This is a genomic window from Rhizobium sp. S163 (assembly GCF_030380805.1).
Taxonomy (GTDB): Bacteria; Pseudomonadota; Alphaproteobacteria; order Rhizobiales; family Rhizobiaceae; genus Rhizobium.
Genome location: NZ_JAUDSA010000012.1, coordinates 18,685 through 35,048, shown reverse-complemented (window position 1 = coordinate 35,048; position 16,364 = coordinate 18,685). Strand labels below are relative to the sequence as shown.

General features: G+C 56.1%; 13 protein-coding genes. 5 read left to right on the top strand and 8 right to left on the bottom strand.

The window, feature by feature from the left end; genetic code table 11:
- Positions 1–72: 72 nt before the first annotated feature.
- On the top strand, positions 73–945 hold the full coding sequence (locus QTL96_RS10160) for a methyltransferase domain-containing protein (protein ID WP_289727672.1): 873 nt from the start codon (positions 73–75) through the stop codon (positions 943–945).
- Positions 946–957: 12 nt separating this feature from the next.
- Here the strand turns inward: QTL96_RS10160 and QTL96_RS10155 are convergent, their stop codons facing one another.
- Positions 958–1,761, bottom strand: a complete 804-nt coding sequence (locus tag QTL96_RS10155; protein WP_113198652.1) for an arginase family protein — start codon at positions 1,759–1,761, stop codon at positions 958–960.
- A gap of 821 nt (positions 1,762–2,582) precedes the next feature.
- Here QTL96_RS10155 and QTL96_RS10150 point away from each other — a divergent pair.
- Entirely contained in the window at positions 2,583–3,746 is a 1,164-nt protein-coding gene (locus tag QTL96_RS10150) for an OpgC domain-containing protein (RefSeq protein ID WP_289727671.1), read from the top strand.
- A gap of 592 nt (positions 3,747–4,338) precedes the next feature.
- Here the strand turns inward: QTL96_RS10150 and QTL96_RS10145 are convergent.
- From QTL96_RS10145 to QTL96_RS10135, 3 genes are all read right to left on the bottom strand, one after another.
- The gene (locus QTL96_RS10145) at positions 4,339–4,827 is read right to left on the bottom strand and encodes a heme-binding protein (protein ID WP_289727670.1); all 489 of its coding nucleotides are present in this window, start codon (positions 4,825–4,827) and stop codon (positions 4,339–4,341) included.
- Between the two features lie 97 nt (positions 4,828–4,924).
- A complete protein-coding gene (locus tag QTL96_RS10140) occupies positions 4,925–5,506 on the bottom strand; it encodes a response regulator (protein ID WP_113198656.1) in 582 nt (193 codons plus the stop codon).
- Positions 5,490–7,013, bottom strand: coding sequence for an ATP-binding protein (locus QTL96_RS10135; protein ID WP_289727669.1), 1,524 nt, complete (start codon positions 7,011–7,013; stop codon positions 5,490–5,492). Before QTL96_RS10135 ends, QTL96_RS10140 begins: the two co-directional genes overlap by 17 nt.
- A 650-nt stretch (positions 7,014–7,663) precedes the next feature.
- Between QTL96_RS10135 and QTL96_RS10130 the strand changes: the two genes are divergently transcribed.
- The 3 genes from QTL96_RS10130 (at position 7,664) to QTL96_RS10120 (ending at position 10,976) form a co-directional block, all read left to right on the top strand.
- Positions 7,664–8,272, top strand: coding sequence for a hypothetical protein (locus QTL96_RS10130; protein WP_289727668.1), 609 nt, complete (start codon positions 7,664–7,666; stop codon positions 8,270–8,272).
- Between the two features lie 574 nt (positions 8,273–8,846).
- Positions 8,847–9,107: a hypothetical protein gene (locus QTL96_RS10125; RefSeq protein ID WP_289727667.1), complete on the top strand. Its 261-nt coding sequence runs from the start codon at positions 8,847–8,849 to the stop codon at positions 9,105–9,107.
- A gap of 183 nt (positions 9,108–9,290) precedes the next feature.
- Complete coding sequence (locus tag QTL96_RS10120) at positions 9,291–10,976, top strand: phospholipase D-like domain-containing protein (RefSeq protein ID WP_289727666.1); 1,686 nt, start codon at positions 9,291–9,293, stop codon at positions 10,974–10,976.
- Positions 10,977–11,049: 73 nt separating this feature from the next.
- Here the strand turns inward: QTL96_RS10120 and QTL96_RS10115 are convergent, their stop codons facing one another.
- From QTL96_RS10115 to QTL96_RS10100, 4 genes are all read right to left on the bottom strand, one after another.
- A complete protein-coding gene (locus QTL96_RS10115; RefSeq protein ID WP_289727665.1) occupies positions 11,050–11,346 on the bottom strand; it encodes a hypothetical protein in 297 nt (98 codons plus the stop codon).
- Positions 11,343–12,635, bottom strand: coding sequence for an RES family NAD+ phosphorylase (locus QTL96_RS10110; RefSeq protein WP_354669127.1), 1,293 nt, complete (start codon positions 12,633–12,635; stop codon positions 11,343–11,345). Before QTL96_RS10110 ends, QTL96_RS10115 begins: the two co-directional genes overlap by 4 nt.
- 137 nt (positions 12,636–12,772) lie before the next feature.
- Positions 12,773–15,094 (bottom strand): hypothetical protein, encoded by a 2,322-nt coding sequence (locus QTL96_RS10105; protein ID WP_289727663.1) that lies wholly within the window; start codon positions 15,092–15,094, stop codon positions 12,773–12,775.
- Positions 15,087–16,202, bottom strand: a complete 1,116-nt coding sequence (locus tag QTL96_RS10100) for a hypothetical protein (protein ID WP_289727662.1) — start codon at positions 16,200–16,202, stop codon at positions 15,087–15,089. Before QTL96_RS10100 ends, QTL96_RS10105 begins: the two co-directional genes overlap by 8 nt.
- Between the last annotated feature and the right edge of the window lie 162 nt (positions 16,203–16,364).

Here is a 16,364-nt window from a genome sequence, read left to right as displayed (position 1 = left end):
AGGCCGCTCTGCATGGTCGCATATGAGAAACATCGAACACTGCTCATCGAAAAATGAACATGAGGAGCTGATGTGTTCCCCTTTTTTCAAACCGGAAGGCTCAAAGCGATGAGTGAGAGACACCAAGACGGCAGCGCAGGTGACGCGAATTACGGCGTGATCGGCAAAGGATATGTAAGCTATCGCCAGCCGGAACCTAAGATAGCGGAATATATCCGCCGCGCTCTCGGCGATGCGGCCACGGTGTTGAATGTCGGTGCGGGCGCCGGCTCCTACGAGCCCGTGGATCGCGCGGTTACGGCTGTTGAGCCTTCGGCGTCAATGCGCGCGCAGCGCCCGGCTCATCTTCCGCCCGCGATCGACGCGATCGCAGAAAGGCTGCCTTTCGCTGAAAAAACCTTCGACGCAAGCATGGCTTCGTTCACCGTTCACCAATGGACTGATTTGGCTTGCGGCCTTTCCGAGATGCGTCGCGTCACGCGTGGACCGGTGCTTGTTCTCACCTGCGATCCGAATGAACTGACAAGATGCTGGCTGAACGACTACGCGCCGGAGATGATCGCCGTGGAGGCCCGACGTTATCCGGCCATGAGCGCAATCGCTGAGGAGCTGGGCGGGGACGTCGATATCCGCACCGTCCCTATTCCACTCGGCTGCGTCGACGGGTTCGGTGAAGCCTATTACGGTCGGCCCGAGCGCATCTTGGAACCTGGCGCACGCCTTGCCAATTCCGCATGGAGCTTCGTCGACAAGAGCGTCGGTGAGCGATTTGTCGCCGATTTGAGCCGCGACTTGGCCGACGGGAGTTGGGATGCCCGCTATGGCGGACTTCGCACGCAGCCGTTTTTTGAGGGCTCGCTTCGCCTTGTCGTCGCAAGGCCTTCACTATCCGCTCCCAGGTGGTCAAGCGAGGGAGCGAGGAGGGCAATTGCAGCCTGCCCATAGTTACGCTGCTCGTCAAAGGAGAGGAGAAACGGTGTGGATGAGGTGAGCCAGTGCGGCCGCGTTGTCCGCCCCATTGTTGGAGGCTTCGAACTCGGTCAACTCGACGCCTACGATTTGCCTCGCAGGTATGGTTGCCAACAGAGCACGTAGCGCGGTCGGCGTTAATCCCCCGCCGATCGCATATGCGGCTGGCACGTAACCCGGCTCGAGGACATCCCAATCGATGTGGATCCACACAGGTCCGTCGCCGATCGCCTCGCCGATCGTCTTTGGCCGGCTTTCGTCTGGCCCGAAAAACCGGACGCCGGCGTCGAGCAGTGCCTGTTGCTCCGGCGGGTCTATGTCTCGCGCACCGGCGACGACGACGCTGGCCGGGTCGATGCCGGCACCGAAACCGCTTTCCCAGAGCCCACAGGTGGCAGCCAGTACCATGCCGCCAAGATACCCGCTGGTCGTTGTTGCGGGAGTGTTGAAATCGCCGTGAGCATCGATCCAGAGAACGGTCAAATCCGGATAGTGCCGGGCAGCGATAGGCAAGGTCGCAAGACTTGCAGAGCAGGTGTTTGCTACCACCAGCGGTCTGTTTCCTTTTCCAATGCTTGCGGCAACTGCATCTTGCAAAGCCTCGAGCGTGCGTCGTGCTTGCGGAAGACTTCGTGACCAGTCGTCCACCTCCGGCGCGGAAGGTGTGCCGATGATAGACGGTTCCAGGCCGGTCAGTGCGGTAAGGGCATTCGCGGCAAGCTCGGCGCCGCGAATGGCGCCAGGGCTACGGTCGGCGATACGACCTTGGGAGACCAAAAGCTCAAAAGGCAAACGGCAATTCCTTGTGAAATGCGAAGAATAGTGAATCGATATATCTCTGGGAATATATCGAGCGCGTGTCGGTGGCAATTGTATTTGGGCTTGTCGAACAGGCGTGACACCTATCTCGCAGTGGCTACCAGATACTGGGGCGCGGCGCTTATCGAGAAAGTCGTACGCCAGAATGCCCAAGCCGTTTTCGAAGGCCTTTTCTCATCGACGCAACACCAACAAGGAAGGAGCAAGGCGCGCGGGCGCCAAATTCTTCATCGATTGCAAGATGTGGTAGGCAGCAATGACAATCAGGGTCTGATGCACGAGATAGTCAGTCAGGTTCGACGTGCTCAGATAAGGAATGGCCGGTTCGGGCTGTTGGCAAGTCCGGCTGCAAATGCAATCAGCGCGAGGATGGCGCACCACTGCGCACACCTGGACCCCCATTGTGAGAGCCCCAGCCTTGCTTTCCGGGGGCAGCAACTAGAGTGGCGCAAGAGCCTTCATTGACAGGGTGGTGAGACGCAGGCTCGTCCCTCGTTGGTCGAAGATCGCCTGCCAGACGGTCTACGCGTTGATGAACAAAGATCCGATCATAAACAACGAGAAATACAGCGCGCGCGAGTGGACGTCTAATGAACGGCGTCTCTGCGAAGATGCGAAAAATAGCACGGCTGCGGTTCAGCTTCAGCAGGTGGTTCGACCCGGCTGCCATTGCGTTGTGTCGCGTTGCAGCCTTGATGCCAATTGCCGGACCGGTTCCTGTTCGGTTCATATTGCGACTCGAATGTCGAACGTGAACCACCCGTTCATGTAGGCTTCATCAAGCGGTTGCTACCGTGGGTGCATCTGAAACAGCAATCAATCAGCGGGACAAGTTAACCATGCAGCACCCTGCCGCTCCAACGGCCGGCCGAGATCCGCGCCTTGATTTTTTCCGCGGCCTGGCCCTGGTGATGATCTTCATCAATCACGTGCCTGGCAACATGATGGAAGGTGTCACGTCAAAGAACTTCGGTTTTTCGGACGCGGCAGAGGCCTTTGTACTGATGTCGGGTATGTCTGCAGGGCTTGCCTACTCCAATATCTATGTACGCGACCGCATACACGCGATTGCTCGCATCCTGCGTCGCGCAAGCCGGCTTTACAGCGTTCATCTGCTGACAACCGTGCTGGCAGTGATCGTTCTCATGGCGGGCCATAATTTGCTCGGCACGACCGCTCTTTCGCAGCGCGTCAATATGGTCTCCTACCTGGACGCACCGTGGTCGACCGCGCTCGGTGTACTCGCGACAACGCATCAGCTTGGCTATTTCAATATTCTGCCGCTCTATATGTTGCTGTTGGCGGCAACACCTGTTTTCCTAGCTCTCGCCTTGCGCAGCCGCGCTCTGTTGTTGACGGTGTCGGTTACCATCTGGGCTATTGCCGGCTGGAACAACATCAACCTTCCAAATTATCCGACAGACGGATCCTGGTTCCTCAATCCGTTTTCCTGGCAACTCATCTACTGCATCGGACTGTGCGCTGGCATCTCCATGAAAAAAGGTGAGAGCCTTGTCGGCTATAGTCCGGTCTTGATGGCAACTGCAATCGCCTATCTTGGATTCGCAATGTTCGTCATCCAGGGGCAGCACTATGAGTTGACTGCTTGGGGCGACCATCCTGCCCTTTTGATAGGTTTCGAAAAGGGCATCTTGCCACTGCCGCGACTGATACACATCCTCGCGCTGTCATACGTAATTTCGCAGATCAACGTATGTCGTGTGGTGGCGGGTAGTGCCAAGCTGGCAGCCGTGTCGCTCCTTGGGAAGCAGGGCCTTGCCGTGTTTGCATGGGGGTCACTCGTTTGCATCTCGCTGCAGGTCCTACGAGAAGCCTATCAGTTTTCGCCTGCTGTCGATATCTCAACTCTGATTTTTGGTTTGGCGATCCAATATGTTGTCGCCCAGCGTCTGCAGTCTGACAAGGTGACGCTGCGAAACACCGCAGTAAGCACATAGGAGCATATGAAGGATCGAACGAAGGCTATTGTCAGCCCTGCTTTCTCAGCAGCCGAACAAGCAGACTAGAATCTAACTCCGCTTTTCTGTTTCCTCAGGATTTGGCGCGGCGTTCGCGATCAAATGTAACCGACGTGATCGCCGAACGGAACGTCGGCATCCTCCAGGTTTCCAGACCCAATTCGTTCGCTTTCGCCGGACAAGTGGAGCTCGGCGGCGCGATCATTTTCCTGATCCGTGGCCGAGGGATGATTTGGGAGACGGTCGGACAATGAGCCCTCGTGCGAATTTGACCTGTTATGCTCAGAACCGTCTTTTGGATCGGCATCTCGATGCCGCTCCAAACCTTCGGATATCACAGATTGTCGTTCTGCCGCCCAGGCCAAGTCTGGCTCTGCGAGCGAAATGCTACGGTCAACGCGCGCAGCTTGCGATGATGCAGTGGACGAAATCCGTGATACTCGTTCAACCATGGCTCAATCCCTATACCAACACTTTATTTGGTAGGGCGCGTGTCAGAAACAAGCTTGAGTAAGAAAAACAAAAGACGCACCACGGCTGGCCGCCACGGTGCGCCTGATCGCTTCTTCAGTTACTTGAGGCGTGCGCCAACTTTTTCCAGGGCCTTGTTTGCACATGCTTCGTCCAGATTGCCGCCAGGTGCGCCCGCAATGCCTATCGCGCCGACTGTGTCCTTACCAACCTTGATCGGAACGCCACCTGCCAGAACGAGAAATCCAGGAATGTCAGCCAGACCGGCCGCTCCAGCGTTCTTGGCGACGTTGTCGGCGATCGCGCTTGTCAGGTTGCGCGACGAGGCTGACGTGAAGGCCTTGGCCGTGGAGGCGTTTGCTGTGTGTGCGCCAGCATTCTCGGAACGCACGAGAGCGAGAAGAACGCCGGACCGGTCTGTGACGGCTGCCGAGACATTGTATCCGTCACTTGAGCACGCAGTGACAGCAGCCTGCGCGAGCTCGACCGCCAGGGCAGTACCCAAGCTGGTCTGTTGGACCGTATCCTGAGCGATGGCGGGTGCCGCGATCAGGGCTGAAACAGCCATCGAGAGCAGGGCAATCTTCATTTGGCAAACCTTCCTGTTTGTTGAGTTGATGATTGCCAATCTAGAAGATCAAATCAGCGCCGTTAACTCGCATTGACACCGACAGAGCCTGGTAGAACTACGGATGCGCGGCCAACCAAATGCGTGTCTGCTCTGCTACTGCGGGTGTCCCGAGTTTTGTCGCGATATTTGCTCTGTGGCTATCGACAGTTCGCACAGAGACATCCAAAGCGACCGCGATATCCTTGCTGCCAAACCCCTTTGACACAAGCTCCAGCACCTCGACTTCACGAGAGGTAAGCTGCTGGATCAGCCGCCCGTTCTCTTGTCGTACCAACAATTCGTCGAGCGCTGTCTCGCACGTTGCTAGTGCTTCCATCAGGACATGTTCATCGACCGGCTTTGCAAGAAAATCCATTACGCCTGCTTTGAACGCACGACGGCATGCTTCGATGTCCCCGTGACCGGTGATCATGAGCGCCGGCCACCGGATGCGCAACTCCTCGAGTTTCTTTAGGAGCTGCAAGCCACTCGTTGCGGGCATCCGCAAGTCTAGGATCAAGACGCCGGGCTCGGCTCTTTCTATGTGCGAGAGCAGGTGAGCAGCGTCGGAAAATGCCGCGACCTCCTTGCCGTATGTCGCCATAAGCAGTGTCATTGCCTCACGCACCGAAGCGTCGTCATCAACGAGGTAGATCATTCGAAGCTCCCGATGGTAGCCGTATCATGAAGCATGCGCCTCCTTCGTTGCGAATTGAAAGCGACCCGTCCATCTTCTCGATTAATCTAGACGAGAGAGGAAGGCCAAGACCCATGCCGTCCTGCTTCGTTGTAAAGAACGGCTCGAATACTCTGTCCAGCAACGACGGATCGATTCCTGGCCCGTTGTCTGCAATCTTAATCACGGCCTCGTTGCGCTCGTGTTCAGCGCTCACCGTTATACGGGGGTCCGCCCCTGGCGCTGCCGCGTCAGCCGCGTTGCGGATCAGATTGAGGACAACCTGCTGGAACGATATTATGTCGATCGTAACGGTAATCTCTTCGCTCGCGGGGATAACAAGGAGTTCGATGTTTCGCTGGGCAAGATCAGCTTCGATAAGTCGGACGGCATCGCTCAAAGCCAGAAAGAGCGACACTTCCTCTAGGTGAGCAGCAGCCCCGGATATGTACGCGCGCATGCGCCCAAGAATGTCACCCGCTCGCTTGGCGTCCCGGATGTTTCCCTCCAACGCCTTCTCCACGATATCCGGGCGCGCGATCGTCAAGGCTCGTCTTGCAGCCTGGCTCTGAGCCAATATTGCAGCGATTGGTTGGGCAAGTTCATGTGCAATGCCCGATGCCATCTCTCCAAGCGCGTTTACTAGAGCTGCGTGAGCAAGTTTGGCGTCTTTCTCTAGCAATTCGGCACGATGTTCCTGCCGTCGTCTTTCATCGTTCGCGTAGCGAAAATACGTGACCAACCAAATCGCAGCCGCTAACGCGGCCAACAAGGGAACAACCAATTGCGGTGGAAGAAGTTCGGCAAGGCCGAAACCTCGAGTAACGGTCAAGCGCAGCGGCTGACTTTGATTGTGCATGGTTAGGTCGTTGGACGCTTTTAGCACGGCCGACACGCTGTTTTCTAGCGACGACAACACCGATTGACCAAGTCCCAATGTGAGCGCGTATTGTGCAGGTATCTGCTGCTCATCCAAAAGTGCGTCTGCATTGATGCGCATCCGCAGCATCCGCCCGGGCACAACCAATTTGTAGATGTCATATGAATGTTTTACGCCAGACGGCCGGATTTCTGTCTCACCCGCATTTGCAAGGTGTGGTAGAGTATCTAGAGGCGGAGCAGATATTGGCCTGGGACCATCGACGGAACCATAGTTCCACGATTGCGGGTTTTCAGCCTTAAGATCAAATACAGCGATGTCAGTTATCCGCGGATAACGTGCAATAATGTTCTCCGCCAGGCCCTGCAGAAACGGTGCCGATGTCTGTGAAGACATTCTAATCAGCGTTCCAAACGCTGTCAGATGTGCGTCGTGCTGTGCCAGTCTCTCAGCGAGGAGTGTTTCTATGCCTCTTGATCGCTCAGAGAGCGCGGAAAGCCCGGATTGGTAATCGTAGGCTGCGAGCATCGACATCGACGCTGCGCTGATGAGAAACCACAAGGCGAAAGCTTTAGCCGCTTGTTGGGGGGCAACAAAGAAACGTCTCATATCTGGATGTCCGGACAAAACCTACATATTACCTGAGTGATGGCTTAGCCATAATGGTCTAGTGGTAAACGGCAATCCGTAATCTTACCGGCTGAGGCACACTGCATGACATCGGAGCCCGGCTGTGCGTTTGCGACCACATCGTCAGTGTAGATCGTGTCCAATGCCCTCGGTTGATCATCGAGCTTTCCAGGCTGGTGCGGGCACGGATTAACCTGCGGCAGGCAAGGAGATGAGCGGATCATCGCTCATAGCTGCGAGGGTTTCCAGCATCGTATAGCGCGAGTACTTCGGCCAAGTACGCCACCCAAAGGCTACTACCACAATGCCGATGGGACGGTCGATGGACCTCAGTGATGGGCGTACAATTTTGTAAGTAGCGCTGCCGACGCTAGCGGAAACCAAACTTTAATATGGGAAACTTAACGCGCTTAATTCTATATAGAGAACGAAAATATTCCAATCAGTCGCCCACTGATCCGAGCGTTAAGGATGACATGTACGCAATGCCGGTCTCGCTTGCGGCGGAAGTGGCAGCCTACTTTAGGAGGGCTTAGTCCTGTTACCGGCCTGAGCGGTCCAACGACTGCTGTCGAAGCTGCGCTTCGCAACGCTGGCATCAAAATCGTTATTCATTGACTGAGGACTGAATGTTTACCATTGCCTACAATGCCAATTCTAAGGTGCACCTTCTACGGGAAAAGAAGGAAATCGATTTATTCTTCTCCTGGTTCATGAACATTCTACCGAGCCGCATCGAGGAGCTAATTTCCTCGGTAAAGACGACTGAGGGGTTTTCAGACTGGTTGGGTGATTATTCATCAGCGTCTCTGGCTCGGCTTGGCGACTGGTATGAAACGCAATTAGAAACTCGACCCTATAGTCCGGAGGGAGTGGAGTACATGAAGCGCATCATGCGTTTTGACGAGAACCGGCCGATCGACTTCGAACCGTGGACGTTGACCGACGAGACGCTTGCAACTTCAGTGAAAGTAGGAATGTATTTTGGAGAGGCGCTTCGCCACCGCTTGCCTTTCATGGACTGGAGGCCGTTCAAAGTCGGAAGCGGGAAGAGTAAGCAGCCGAACGTCGACTATGGTCAACCGGTACTGGAAGGACCGAAGGTTCTCCACGTCAATCCAGTAGGCATTTGCCAGACGCTAGCGTTCGCAATAGCGCGAGGACAAAGGTCGGGACGGCATCTGAATGAATTGTTCGAGTATAACGCGAAAATGCGTGAGGATACGCGTATCAGGTAGTCGCTATCAGGGAGAGGCCGCGAAGAACGAAACGCAGGCTAAGAGCCGCAAGTAAGCCCGGCGCCGTCAGTTTTCGTAAGCTTGATTGGTAGCCGGGGCTGGGATTCGAACCCAGCGTCACAGCGCGAAGGCTGGAAGCGACCTCAGGATTAGCTGGGGGAAGGAGAGCACCGCGCTCCGATTATGCCTACGCCCGACTAACTGCTTAACTTCTCAGGCCGGTAATTGTTCCTCCGATCGTCCAACAATCACGCGTGTCGATGGGCGGTTCGTTATTCGTGCGTTTCGGCTCTGTAACCGTTCTCTGTCCGTTCGACCAGCAATGGAAAGCTAATGGTTCCGCGCACGGGATATCAGCGAGGCAAGACGCCGATACTGAGGGGTCAGTCCAAAATTTGGTTCGATCAATCCATTTTGGGGGCCGCTTGAAGACCTCGCCTCGCAGGCTCAGTGAGTTAGATCCTCAAGTGTCCGGTGTGGTCGCTGATGCTTGGGCTAATTGGGAGCCTTCAGGCCCACTTGCAATGACCCGAGCAATTCAATTTGGTGTGCTCCACATCTTGCGGACTATCAATTGAACTCAGACAGCCACTTATGCTTCGCGGCCGGAGTTCGCCAACAGCTCGAGAAAGACGCCGCACTACGTGGAGGGCTGAAGATGATCCCTGGTCGATTTATGGTCATTGAACAAGCCATGGGTGTCGCCAGAACACACGGCAAGCTGGCCGAAACTTTTCTTTCGGACTTTGTCGAGGATCAAAAGTCCAAGGGCTTCGTGGCGCGGGCACTCGAGCGGCATGGCGTCGAAGGGGTTTCCGTTGCACCTCCCCGATAGGTGGGTCGTCAGGAGGGGCCTCCGGAAGTTCGTTCGCTGCGCGTGCCGGTTCGATGGCGCTAACGGTGCCAACAGCGCCGTTCGGCTGTGAACCCCCACTACCTACCCAGAATGACGGTCTTCATTCCGTCATGCAATTTAAGCTATAGTACCCTCTTCAACTCAGCGCGGGGGGGGCGTGCAATGAGGAAGCGGGTAAGTGACGAAGGAATTACAGTAAACGCAGTAGCTGGAAGTTACGTCGTTCTTCTTGGCTGGACCATCGACGAAGCCAAGCGGGCTAGCCTCCGCGGCTTCGCGATCCGTCGAAAAGATTTTACTGAAGGCGAGACCTACTGGATGAAGGGGGTCAAGACCTTCGAGTCGGTCGAGAAGCACCCCGCGCCCGGCGAACAGTTCTCCAGCCTTTACCATCCCTTCCAATCCTTTCAATGGGCCGACTACTCCGCGAAGCCCGATCGCGACTACGAGTACGAGATCGTCGCGATGTATGGGGATCCCGCGAACCTGCGCCAGGACGGCCGCGTCAAGGTCAAGGTCCACACCGAGCCGGTCGTTGGTCAGAATCATAGCGTATTCTTCAACCGCGGCTCTCCTGCAACTCAGGAATACGCGAGACGGTTCGAAAACAAGCTTCCCTCCAAGGCTGGACCTGGCGCCTACGAATGGCTGTCGCGCGGGCTGCTCGAATCCATCGTCAGTTTCATCGACCGAGCGAAGGATAGTACTTGGAGTTTGAAGGGGGCCTTCTATGAATTTCAATGGCCGGCCGTTCTTGAGGCGCTGAAAGCTGCGGAGACCAGGGGTGTTAAACTGTCGATCATCTACGATGACATCGAGAGCGACACCGGGCCTTGGGAAAAGAACGAAAAGGCGATCGAAGACGCCGGCTTGGCCGGTGTGTGCAAGCCGCGGCAGCATGGGCGTCTCATGCACAACAAGTTTCTCGTCCTCAGCGAAGCCGGGAAACCGCAAGCACTCCTGTTCGGGTCGACCAACCTGACGGAAAACGGAATCTTCGGGCACGCCAACTGCGTACACATCATCGAGGGCGAAGAGCCCGGTAAGACCTATCTCAAATACCTGGACGCGTTGTCGGGTGATCCAGAAGTCACGCAAGGATCCAATTACAAGACCGACAATGCCGACCTCACGCCGGCACCAACTCCGCTGGAACCGCGTTCCGACACACCCGTGTTCTCACCGCGGCCGAACCTTGACGCTCTCGACTGGTACGGAGAACTGGCCGAAAAGGCGGTAAAGGGCCTTTTCATGACCTTCGCATTCGGAATGAATGATGTCTTCGCTAACGTATATGCGAAGACCGACGGCCTGCTTCGAATGGCCCTGATGGAAAAGGAATGGAACGGCCGCAACAAGGAGGCGCAAATCGAAAAGATCCGGCGGCTTCAGGCGCTACCGAACGTAGTAATCGCCGTCGGGAACCGTATCCCGCTTTCCGGTTTCGACCAATGGCTCGGAGAGATGGACAGGGGCTCGGCGCGCGTGAATGTGCATTGGGTACACACGAAGTTCATGTTGGCCGATCCGCTTTCCGCCGATCCGATCGTGATCACCGGCTCGGCGAATTTCAGCAAGGCCAGTACGGATAGCAATGATGAGAACATGGTTGTAATACGCGGCAACCACCGCGTTGCTGACATCTATCTCGGGGAGTTCTTCAGGCTTCACTCGCACTACGCGTTTCGCCAGGCGGTCGCAATTTTTATAAAGAACAATCCCGGCAAGTCGCCGGAGGATTTCAAGCAGAACTTCTTGATAGAAGACCGAGACTGGACGACGGACTATTTCACGCCGGGCGATCGGTCGGCAAGGTTTGTTCGGCGGATCTACTTTTCGGGGAGTTAGACGCGAATTTTACGCACATGCTCGCCACCCGCATCGCAGAGAGATCGGGTGCACGCGGATCGCAGATGTGGAATCAGCGCCGAGCAGGAGGCTGGTCTGCGTGCGCCTTCTCCAACACGGCTTTCTCGCGGCCGACGCCAATCCTGTTGCCGACCAATGCCGAGAATGCGCTAAAAAGAACGACCGCGATGCCCCAGCCCGCAAAGGCAGTGCCGAAAACCGCTATCCCAAACGAAGGCATAGCAAACGTTGCTAGCAACAATCCTCCTCCTGCAAATGAGGTGGTCCATTTCTGCTGAGTGGTCCGCCAGGCATGACGCAAGAAAAGGCGCATGAACAGCCGGCTTGTTGAGGCGAGACTTGTTTTCATTTTTCGCGGAGCTTCCCCTTCTTTGTGACGCCTTTGTGCCTAACTGAAAATTTCGTCGTCTTGTATCTCGCGCGGTCTATATCGCGTATTTCAATGTGCGCCATGTTGATTCGTAGGCTGGGTTTCCGCTCATCGCGAGGAGACGGCGGCCGCTTCGGCTGGCACACGTCGCGCGTTTCGCCGGTGGCCTCTTCGCCTTCGCAGGCGAGCCATTCGACCCCGTATGAACGGTAATAGCCTTCATCAAGCTCACGAACGGTCGTGACCTTAACTTCAGTGTTTTCTGATACCTTCAGCTTGCGGACACGAGAAGCATTGTGAAAAAGAACCACGTTCAAACCTTTTCCACCAGCCTGGACCGAGCTGAACATGACGCCGTCGAGCGGCAGCAACCGGCCGGTCGCCAGGAAGTCGGCCACAGCTTGCGTGGGAAGGTAGTCGAAATGTTGCTCGTCCGGCATGACCGCGCTGGCAAGGCGCTTTCCTAGGGACCGCAGAAACAGAGCCCTGGTCACGGTTTCGGAGTACGCCGGATCGAACAAACTGACATTGGGCGTGAGACCTTCGAATGCTGAGAAGTCCAAGACGCGCAGCTTTCTAACGATGTCGAACCGCGCGATTGCAACAAGGCTCCCGACAGGAGGGCGCACCTCCCCAAGGGCGGTCTTTCGAGACGTTGCTCCGTAGAACACGGAGACGCCCCGAGCGTTCATACGACCAGCGCTTGCCGCGTGAGAAGGCGGGGGTCCTAGTTCCTCGTCAGGTTTTGCGAGGGCCGCTTTCAGAGCGGCGTCAGACTGAAAGACACGGGCACGAAAAAGCTTTTTGATTGGCGAGCCTGGACCGATTTCAACGAGAACCGACCTCCCAGAGGGCGTGTCCAGCCTCTCTATGCCGCCGAGTATCGCAGATAGTTGTTCGACACCCTTTGTACTGAATAAACGGGCTTCGAACTTGAGCGACCGTACGAACTCGTCCCAGACGCTCTGCCACCTCCCAAACCCCGGATCCTGGTAAATGTATCGAGCTTCGTCTCCGTAATCCGATTCTACTCCTGAGAGTTGGTCGTCATAATCCCAGTACTTGGAGACCAGAGAGTCCTGTACGTCCTCGGCGATTTCAGACGACACTCCCACTGCGTCGGATATGATTTCTTGAACAGGGTCTCCGCCACGGCTCCAACTGTAGTCACTTTCCTTGTCGAAGTGCATCGCAGCTTCGTACCCTTCGGGATCTTGCGGCGTCTTTTCAAGATATTGCCCGAATGCTTGGTGAATCAGCTCGGCCACACGAGACACCGGAAATGAGTTGCGGCTTTGACCACAGTATGAACACGACGATCGCGCTCCCTCCCGTTTAATAAGCTTTCGCAAATATCCGTCCGACACGCAGTCGCTGCACAAAAACTTGGAGTTGCTAGTCATCGTTATCGTCGATTTTTATCGAAATCATTGTCGAGATCGTCCGGGTCCGGCGTAATCACCTCAAAAATCGGCGTCTCCGCCCAGGTGCTTTTCTGCCGATAGCTAAGTCGCAGCGACCCGTTGAGATCGTCGCTCGCGATGTATTCCAGGTCTACGCAGTGATCCGACGTTCGCACTCCAGAGTAGCTGACCTGCTGAAGTAGCTCACCCGAAAACAGCCATGCGGTCCCTGCAGGCATATCGACACCAAACACGTCGACTCCCTCGATCGTGGCGATATAGGATGCTGCCCCCTCCACGAAATCCTTCCGCGTGATGCCCAAGGCATCCGGTTTCGCACCGTGGCCCCAAACGAACCGCTGCAATGCACGTCCCTCGGCGCTTCGCGAAACCAAGAGAACGGGCTTGGCCCCGGTTTGAAGGAGATAGGGTTTGATTGCCGTCCAGAACGCTTGATTTTCGACCGCTAGATCGAGTTCAACTCGGACTCGAGGGCGGTTGACGAACGCCCCCCAAACGCGCATCTCCGCCTTATCTTGGAAGCTGGACGCCAAAAACTCGACGAAGTTCACCGGCGGCGTTTCCATCGGAGGCCGTACCATGTGGGCCTTGCTGATATCTCCGATCGCTACAAACGCAATCGGGTCGGTGCCGACGCCGTGATGTTGGACGATCTTCACGCCCTGGAAGAAGTTCAATAGCGTACCGCCCTCCAGTAGCCTGGCTTGCGCTGCACTCCGAAGTTCCTCGATCACCTCAGCGCTAATTGGAAGAGATTTCAGGAGGTCAGTTCGGACGTTTTCGATCGCCAATCGCGCGTTTTCCAGAATCTCGTCCAGACGCTTGCGGAAGTCGGGATTCTCAGTCGAACCAAACAAGGGCTTTGCAGCATCGAACGAAAATTCACTTCGAAGGACGCTGAGAAGCGTGCCGATTTCATTCGAGATCGCTCGAAGAGAGCGATCTCCGCGAGGAAGTATGCCGACGTCGGCGGCAAGCTGACGGAGCCGGCCGACCAGGCCATCGTCTCCCTTTGCCGGAACAGAGGAAGCGAGGATTACAAGAAATGACGAGGTCAGGTCTTCCCTGCCGTTGATCGTGGAAGGCGTGAACACCCGTCCGGGAACCACTCGACGCTCGGTCATGTTATCCATTGTCGTGACAAGTCGATCCAGCTCGTTCGCATAGGACGCCTCGTCATATCTCTCTCCCGCGGCATCGAACCGCGCCACGTCGAGAAAAAGCGAATGGAGATGGGGTCGTTCGCCGATTGATGCGTCACGGTGTTCATTGCCGCCTTTACGGTCCAAGAGCGCACGGGCAGTTCTTGCGCCTATGTCTGACGCCTGCTTGTTATTGATGGACCACGACAGCAGCAGGGCCGCCGACAGCATGATAACGTCTTGGTGGGCATTCCGAACGATTGTCGCGAAGAGTTCATCCGCCTGAGGGTCGGACGCATGTTCATAAGCCAGACTGCGTGCAGCGGCCTTGGCGTCCGTCCACTCACGATGAAGGATGTTTGGAAACAGATGCCGCCGGTGCCTGAGTTCGGAATAGGGGTGTCGCAGGCGAAGGGATTCAGGCCAGCGGACCAGAGCCTCCTGGAAGTAGCGCGCGCCCTCGTCATCTTCGTTCCATACCGCCACAGCTAGGCAGTAAGCCGTGTTTTTTAGGTGCTGCCATAGAAACGGCCAGCTTGCTCGAAACTCATTCCACCGGCTTTGGCTCTCTTGCCGCTTCTCATCGCGCCAACCATAGATCGCAGAAGCGCTGTGAAGCAAAGACTCCCACGCTCCGATGAGATCTGGGAGAACTGACGAATATGCCTTTGCATCTGAGCCGGCCAGACGGAGGCGCGGCCGAGCGGGCTCCATGGCAGAGGTTTCAATGGTTGTTCGCTTCGTTTTCCAAGCTTCAATCCGATGCATCATCATCGGCCCCAGGTCCAATATCGAATTAATGATATTGGTTGATAGCTTGGGTCCATCACGCGTTGAAAGCAGGCTCAAAGGTGCATACGCCAACTTTCGGATAAAGTGAGTGTCGTCTGGAATTCTGTCTGCCGCGCGCTCGAACAGGCGCCCATATTGCCTGATCCAGACCCGGTGGGGCGGCTGCCAATCCTTTCCTTGGATCTCCGAGTAGTTGAACGTCCTGCCATCCGGTCCGTGTGTGGCGTTGATTGCCAGAAGAAATCGATGGTAGCGAACCATTTCATCCCACGCCGCATCAAATGCCACCGGTGCGAGACGCTCGATCGCTGCAGCGGCTTTGTCAGCAAGTTCTTCCAAGATCTGATCTGGCGTAGGGAGTTCACGCATCCGAACCGCTCCGTCCGAACGAGAACGCTCTCTTAAGAACAAACTTTTCTACGGCGGTCAGAGTTTGACCGCCTCGGCGTCGGCACCAGACAACCCGGCCTTTAAGGACTCCGTTAAGGTCAGGGGTGAACCATATCGTGGGCTCGTGGGCGCCGAGAAAGCCGGTGACATTAGAAGCTGTCGGCAATTGCTCGGAACGAACAGCCCACCTCCGCAGCGCCCATCCAACCCACTTCATTCGAACGTCTAGCAGGGTGACTGGCTTTGAGAACGTGGCGACAATCTCCTCGTCGTAGGGCTCGCCGACGTCGTGACCGAAAAATACGGAAGGTGCATTAGCGCTCGTGCTGCCGCCCAGCGACGCCATATTGGCGGCACCATAGACCTGTTCACGAAAGCGCCTGGTCATCTCGGCGGGCAGAATTACATGCGCGGTGAAACGTTCACGCAGCTTTTCGCGCTCGGACTGCTGGACGAAGCCAAAGGTTACGGTGATGAAGTGCGCCAATCCTCCAAGGTTGAGTAGCAGCCAAACCACGTGGATTGTAAGCAGCCCTAGCTTGAAGACTTGGCTATGCCCGCCGAATCCTACCCAGTGAGCTAAGAAATGCGCCGGCCAAAGCAACTGTCCGCATAAAACTGCAAGCAGGGCTATGCAGCTAGCTACCACCTCGAAGGAAAGGGATTCGTGATAGTAAACCTGGACATCAACCGACGAACTTTCCCTCTGCGCGATGAGCGTCACGAGCGCTAGCGCCAGTGAGATGACGCCCAAAACCCCTACCTGAGCGGTGATAAGATAGCTTGATGCGTTCAGCACGAAGCTCTTGAGCTCTTGGGGCGGCCCGAAAATCGCGGCCCCTGAAATTATCTCCGGAGCGAAACGCCCGACTAGGATTTCCGCGAGGACGATCGCCACATCTAGTGCGGCATAAAGGCCAAGAAATCTTGGAAACTTGGCGATCGAGAAGAAGTCTCGAAGAAGCCGGTGCGGGAGCGGGTATCGCGTGCTGCGAGCGGCAGGATTTTTGCGGAAGTGATCGCTAACTTCTCGTCGCACGGTCGTATTGACGCTGCCCGTCATCTTCTCGCTGAGCCAACTGATCATAGGTCTCGCCTGCTTCCGAATGGAAGCTCGACTCCTTCGTCTCGACTTTCACTGATCAGTACAGCCTGCATAGGTTGATTTCGTATTTGATCCGGAATGTCTCGGCAAGGTGGCACGACGATCTGCAACGCGGATAGTTTTGCGCAATTGGGAGTCACTGCC

Coding starts and splice junctions, on each gene's coding strand:
- QTL96_RS10145 (WP_289727670.1), bottom strand. CDS start 4,827: ATGAAGATTGCCCTGCTCTCGATGGCTGTTTCAGCCCTGATCGCGGCA.
- QTL96_RS10140 (WP_113198656.1), bottom strand. CDS start 5,506: ATGATCTACCTCGTTGATGACGACGCTTCGGTGCGTGAGGCAATGACA.
- QTL96_RS10135 (WP_289727669.1), bottom strand. CDS start 7,013: ATGAGACGTTTCTTTGTTGCCCCCCAACAAGCGGCTAAAGCTTTCGCC.
- QTL96_RS10130 (WP_289727668.1), top strand. CDS start 7,664: ATGTTTACCATTGCCTACAATGCCAATTCTAAGGTGCACCTTCTACGG.
- QTL96_RS10120 (WP_289727666.1), top strand. CDS start 9,291: ATGAGGAAGCGGGTAAGTGACGAAGGAATTACAGTAAACGCAGTAGCT.
- QTL96_RS10115 (WP_289727665.1), bottom strand. CDS start 11,346: ATGAAAACAAGTCTCGCCTCAACAAGCCGGCTGTTCATGCGCCTTTTC.
- QTL96_RS10105 (WP_289727663.1), bottom strand. CDS start 15,094: ATGCGTGAACTCCCTACGCCAGATCAGATCTTGGAAGAACTTGCTGAC.
- QTL96_RS10100 (WP_289727662.1), bottom strand. CDS start 16,202: ATGATCAGTTGGCTCAGCGAGAAGATGACGGGCAGCGTCAATACGACC.